This window comes from Microcoleus sp. CZ3-B2 (assembly GCF_036705055.1).
Taxonomy (GTDB): Bacteria; Cyanobacteriota; Cyanobacteriia; order Cyanobacteriales; family Microcoleaceae; genus Microcoleus.
Genome location: NZ_JAUBTN010000123.1, coordinates 1 through 5,189 on the forward strand (window position 1 = coordinate 1; position 5,189 = coordinate 5,189).

General features: G+C 43.1%; 6 protein-coding genes. 3 read left to right on the forward strand and 3 right to left on the reverse strand.

Annotation, left to right across the window (positions count from 1 at the left end; translation table 11 throughout):
• Window positions 1-197: 197 nt before the first annotated feature.
• Window positions 198-758 (reverse strand): hypothetical protein, encoded by a 561-nt coding sequence (locus tag QUA97_RS27855; protein ID WP_333197525.1) that lies wholly within the window; start codon window positions 756-758, stop codon window positions 198-200.
• A 216-nt stretch (window positions 759-974) separates the two neighbouring features.
• Between QUA97_RS27855 and QUA97_RS27860 the strand changes: the two genes are divergently transcribed.
• Window positions 975-2,177, forward strand: coding sequence for a Coenzyme F420 hydrogenase/dehydrogenase, beta subunit C-terminal domain (locus QUA97_RS27860; RefSeq protein WP_333197528.1), 1,203 nt, complete (start codon window positions 975-977; stop codon window positions 2,175-2,177).
• Window positions 2,178-2,681: 504 nt separating this feature from the next.
• Here QUA97_RS27860 and QUA97_RS27865 read toward each other — a convergent pair.
• Window positions 2,682-3,053 (reverse strand): DUF2237 family protein, encoded by a 372-nt coding sequence (locus QUA97_RS27865; protein WP_194070890.1) that lies wholly within the window; start codon window positions 3,051-3,053, stop codon window positions 2,682-2,684.
• Window positions 3,054-3,105: 52 nt separating this feature from the next.
• Window positions 3,106-3,567: a GNAT family N-acetyltransferase gene (locus QUA97_RS27870; RefSeq protein WP_333197531.1), complete on the reverse strand. Its 462-nt coding sequence runs from the start codon at window positions 3,565-3,567 to the stop codon at window positions 3,106-3,108.
• A gap of 324 nt (window positions 3,568-3,891) precedes the next feature.
• Here QUA97_RS27870 and QUA97_RS27875 point away from each other — a divergent pair, with 324 nt between their 5' ends.
• Window positions 3,892-4,476, forward strand: a complete 585-nt coding sequence (locus QUA97_RS27875; RefSeq protein WP_194070892.1) for a TetR/AcrR family transcriptional regulator — start codon at window positions 3,892-3,894, stop codon at window positions 4,474-4,476.
• Window positions 4,477-4,483: 7 nt separating this feature from the next.
• Window positions 4,484-5,119, forward strand: coding sequence for a biotin/lipoyl-binding protein (locus tag QUA97_RS27880; RefSeq protein WP_333197534.1), 636 nt, complete (start codon window positions 4,484-4,486; stop codon window positions 5,117-5,119).
• Window positions 5,120-5,189 lie beyond the last annotated feature (70 nt).

Genomic DNA, 5,189 nt, shown 5'->3' on the forward strand with positions numbered 1-5,189 from the left:
ACCCCATCTTTTTTTACCATAAATCGGTCAAACCTTTGTTAGCTATGGGTTTTAACGGGGTTGTCACCCCGTCAGAAAATTGAGTCAACACTTAACACTCAACCATGCAGTTTTTTGACCCGCCCGTCAACAATCAACAGTCAACAGTCAACAGCCAACAGTCATTGTATGAGTGCAACCAGAATTGATATAATATTTTATTCTAGCTGCGTCCCGACAAGAATCTTTTGCACGCGATCGCCCTTAAGTTCCAAAACCAAATTAGAAGCCTTTTGGTCATTGCTGTAAGTCAACCGAGTGGCTTCACCATGCACAGATTGCCACCCGTAACCGTAAGTTTTAACAACTTTTTGCCTGCCCTCTCCTACCTTGATACCATCAATTGTCGCCAACTTGGGATTAGTAGTAGAAATTAAATAAACTTTGCCTTCCCATGCTGCTACCGTCAATTTCGAGTAGGTTAACGTGCGAATCTTGCCACCAATTACTGAACCAGCAGATTTAGTTTCGTCTCGCTGTGGTTTTCCCAACTTGCGTTTAGCTTCTTCTACAGACATCCCCAATTTCATGCCGCTAATCCCCAAGCGCGAATAGTCGATCGCTGCGGGCTTTTGTGTCGCGCTCAGCATTGTTTCTAGGGCGATAACAGTTTTATTCATACCCGCCACAGGGCGAACTAAAGCAGCAAATCCTAAGCTCGAAATTGCGATATTGAGTATGATGCTAGCGACGGCTGTTGTCAGGAACAATTTTACCATTTTTTTTATAGCTTTATTTAGAAAATTCTTCGCCCGATCGCCCGATCGATCCGGAGCAATACTAATAATTGCGGGCCGAGAGAATTCGCACAACAGGTAAAGCCCGCTTGCTGCTGGCTGTTCCCTCCAGGGCGATCGGGCGTTTATGATAATTAATCACCGGAATTGGTGTGATATCCTAACAAAAGCCGTTGCTCCATAAAATCCGCAATTTAGATGACCGCCATAGATTCCACTAAACACCAAAAATCTAAAGCCCTCAAACCCGGAAGCCGCCGCCCCGCTAAAGAGCTTTGCAGCGAATGCGGTTTGTGCGATACATATTATATCCATTATGTCAAGGAAGCTTGCGCTTTCTTAACACAGCATATCGCAGAACTAGAAGCAGAGATTCACGGGCGATCGCGCAATCTCGACAATCCCGACGATTGGTACTTCGGAGTCAGTCAAAATATGATGGCTGCTAAGAAAAAAGAACCAATTGAAGGCGCTCAGTGGACGGGAATTGTCAGCTCAATTGCGATCGAAATGCTAGAAAAAGGCATTGTTGAAGGCGTTGTCTGCGTCCAAAACACTAAAGAAGACCGCTTTCAACCGATGCCAATAATTGCTAGAAATCGCGAAGAAATTCTCGCAGCCAAAGTCAACAAACCAACTCTGTCTCCCAACCTTTCAGTATTAGAACAAATCGAAAAATCGGGAATGAAACGACTGTTAGTAATTGGTGTAGGCTGTCAAATTCAAGCATTGCGAACAGTCGAAAAACAACTCGGTTTAGAAAAGCTTTACGTTCTCGGAACTCCCTGTGTCGATAATGTCAGCCGTGCAGGCTTGCAAAAGTTTCTAGATACAACTAGCCGCTCTCCTGAAACGGTGGTTTCTTACGAGTTTATGCAAGACTTTAACGTTCACTTCAAACACGAAGATGGTTCGGAAGAAAAAGTGCCGTTTTTTGGTTTGAATACTAAAGAATTGAAAGATGTTTTTGCTCCTTCTTGTTTGAGCTGTTTTGATTACGTCAATTCTTTAGCAGATTTAGTTGTCGGCTACATGGGCGCACCTTTTGGTTGGCAGTGGATTGTAGTAAGAAATGATACCGGGCAAGAAATGTTAGACTTGGTAACGGATCAGCTAAACACTCAGCCGGTGATGTCTCAAGGAAACCGCAAAGAAGCCGTTCAGCAAAGTATTCCCGCTTACGAAAAAGGTGTGACTTTACCGATGTGGGCGGCGAAGTTGATGGGAGTTTTTATTGAGAGAATTGGGCCGAAGGGTTTGGAATATGCGCGCTTTTCAATTGATTCTCATTTCACTCGCAATTATCTGTACGTGAAGCGAAATTATCCTGAGAAATTGGAGGCTCATGTGCCGGAATATGCTAAGCGGATTGTCGCGCAGTATAAGTTACCAGAGGTCTAAACTTGTTGTAGAGTGCATCATATCGTGTCCGTTCGATTGACCGCAATAAAATTCGTTCGTAGTGCGGACTTAAGTCCGCAAAAATTCCTTTGTGTTGTAGTAATCGACAGGAAATGATATCATATATCCTGTTAATTACTATTAATTAAAAATGTTTGTAGTGAGGACTTTATTCCTAGGATTGATGCGGACTCAACTCCTCACTACGAAGGAATTTTATAGTGTCGCGAACGAAATCATCTCAAGCAATTTGGCTGTCAGTTTGATTTCGCTGAATCCAAATTTGACCACTTTTAATATCAAATAAAACACACAATAATTCTCTTAAAATTATCTGCGTCTATCTGTGTTTGTCAGCATTTCATCTGCGGTTAACAGGCTTTCTCTAACATTTATGCAATAAGTATTTTTTCAGGTGCGTCAGTCAGAAACTGTTTAATGATTGAACAAATAAAGCCAACTGACGCATCCTAGGGTTTGCATAAAAAAGGCGATCGCACATTCCTACAAATCAGCAGCGTGTTCCTTCAATTCGTCCAAAGAAACGTATTCCAAAGTCAAGGCGTGAGTCGCAGCCAAAACCACGCGCGGCGCACATCCAGCATCCATTGCTTCCTTCCACCGAGAAGCGCACAAACACCAACAATCCCCTGGTTTCAATCCCGGAAATTTAAACTCAGGAACCGGCGTACTCAAATCGTTTCCCATTCTTTTGGTGAATTGCAAAAAATCTTCTGTCAGTTGGGCGCAAACAGTGTGAGCCCCCAAATCGCCGCCGCCGGTATTGCATTTTCCGTCTCGATAATACCCCGTCATGGGCGACGTGCAGCAAGTCTCTAATTTTCCGCCCAGCACATTTGTAGCTTCCGTCACCATCACAACTCCTCCGCAAAACTCTTCGATCTAATTTTACACAAAAGGTTGTTGTTTATAGATATTTTTCCATAACAAAGTTGATTAATTTTTGACCTCTCCGTTCTACTTCTTGCTTTTTGATCGCCATAAATCCCTGGGTTTCAAAAAAAGCTTTAGCTGTAATGCTGGCTTCGGCAAATAACTTTTTAAGTCCTAACTCTTGGGCTTTTGACTCAATTTCTGTTAAAATAAGCTTGCCAACTCCTTGTCTTTGAAAGTCTTTGTGACAGTAAAAGCGATCGATGTGGCCGTTGGCTTCTAATTCTCCAAAACCTGCGATTGTATCGCCCTCTTCTGCTACAAAAGTAAATTTACTGCTTAAACTTTTAGTCCAACTTTCAATATCGATATCGGCTGGAGCCCAAGCATCTACTTGGGCTTTTGTGTAATCGCGGATATTGACTTCGCGCACTGTGTCGTAGAACAGTTTTATAATTTTTTGGGTGTCGCCGATTTCGTAGGTTCGGATTTTCATAATCATTCAGGTGCAGATTCGCACGATTGGCGGGTTTTGGACGGAGATTGATTGCGGGTGTTTGGGATTTTGGGCTAAACCCGCCCCGACAAATCGACTCTAAAAATAATTTTACTGCACCCCTTGACAAGCTCCGCTAGTCTGTGCAAGATTAATTATAACAACTGTTCGATATACCTTATTTTTCCAAGCTCAGCCACCAAGAGCCTGTTTTGTATTCGGTTATACTATATCGGATGTTCGATATAGGAATATTTAGTCGATCGCCCTTAAATCTCCGATCACCTAGGATCTGGAATAAAAAATCAGAAGATAGATCGACCTATGCCAAAAATAGTTGACCGCGAATTGTACCGCAAAGAATTACTGAACAAATCCTTTGAGCTCTTTGCCGAAAAAGGCTATTCCTCCGTCACAATGCGAGAAATTGCCTCAGGAATTGGAGTTTCAACAGGCACGCTGTACCACTATTTTCCAAGCAAAGAAAGCTTGTTCGAGCAGTTAATTGAATACTTGAGTTATGAAGATACCAAAGAAGAAGAACTAGCAGAGTTGGGAAATCCACCCACCCTGGGAGAAAGGATTGAAGAAATGATGAATCATCTGGCAAAGAATGAAGATTATATTATGAAGAGCTTGTTGATAATGTTTGATTTTTGTCAGAACAAAAATCGCCAAGATATTGACAACAACCATGCTCTTCAGCAAGCAGGAAAGCGTTACGAAGAGGCAGTATGTTGCTACTTGGGTGTTTCCGATCCGGCCATTGCTATATTTATCATCAACTCTGTTGACGGCTTGCTGGTAAGAAGGTTTTATCAGGGGGAAAGGATATCTTTTTCTGAACAAGCGAATTTATTAAAAGAAATGCTGCTGGCTTATTTAGAAAAAAAACAACCGCAAATCTAGGAGGAATATGAATTTTCAATCTTTCATCAAGCCTAAAAATAAATTGGTAATGGGATTGGTAGTTGCTGGCGCTGCTATTAGCGTGGGTACAACTTTTTACGGCATTTCTCAGTTTGGATCTTTAGCTAAAAATGCTGAACCTTTACCCGTAGAAACACCTCCGCCCCGAAAAATCACGGCTTTGGGAAGATTGGAACCGCTGGGGGAAGTGATTCGGTTGGGGGTGTCGCAGGCGTTGGATGGCGATCGCGTGGCGAAGCTTTTAGTCAAAGAGGGCGATCGCGTCCAAGCAGGGCAGTCGATCGCAATTTTGGATGCGGGCGATCGGCTAAAATCTGCTTTAGACGAAGCCAAAGAAAAAGTCAAAGTTGCTGAAGCCAATTTAGCCAAGGTAAAAGCGGGCGCCAAGTCGGGAGAACTTGCAGCACAATCTGCGACAATTGGCAAGCTAGAAGCCCAATTGCAAGGAAACCGGGAGGCGCAACAAGCAACTGTCGATCGGCTGCAAGCACAATGGGAAGGAGAAAGGAAAGCACAGCAAGCAACTATCAGCAGAATAACTGCACAATGGCAAGGAGAAAGGAAAGCACAAACAGCAACAATTAGCCGCATAACTGCACAGTGGCAAGGAGAAAAAACCTGACGGGGTGACAACCCCGTTAAAACATAGACTCAATCAAGGACATAGCTCTCATACCCTTCTGAAAAAATGG

Excerpts from the sequence above, each read along its gene's own strand:
- QUA97_RS27880 (WP_333197534.1), top strand. The coding sequence starts at position 4,484 with ATGAATTTTCAATCTTTCATCAAGCCTAAAAATAAATTGGTAATGGGA.
- QUA97_RS27860 (WP_333197528.1), top strand. The coding sequence starts at position 975 with ATGACCGCCATAGATTCCACTAAACACCAAAAATCTAAAGCCCTCAAA.
- QUA97_RS27865 (WP_194070890.1), bottom strand. The coding sequence starts at position 3,053 with ATGGTGACGGAAGCTACAAATGTGCTGGGCGGAAAATTAGAGACTTGC.
- QUA97_RS27855 (WP_333197525.1), bottom strand. The coding sequence starts at position 758 with ATGGTAAAATTGTTCCTGACAACAGCCGTCGCTAGCATCATACTCAAT.
- QUA97_RS27870 (WP_333197531.1), bottom strand. The coding sequence starts at position 3,567 with ATGAAAATCCGAACCTACGAAATCGGCGACACCCAAAAAATTATAAAA.
- QUA97_RS27875 (WP_194070892.1), top strand. The coding sequence starts at position 3,892 with ATGCCAAAAATAGTTGACCGCGAATTGTACCGCAAAGAATTACTGAAC.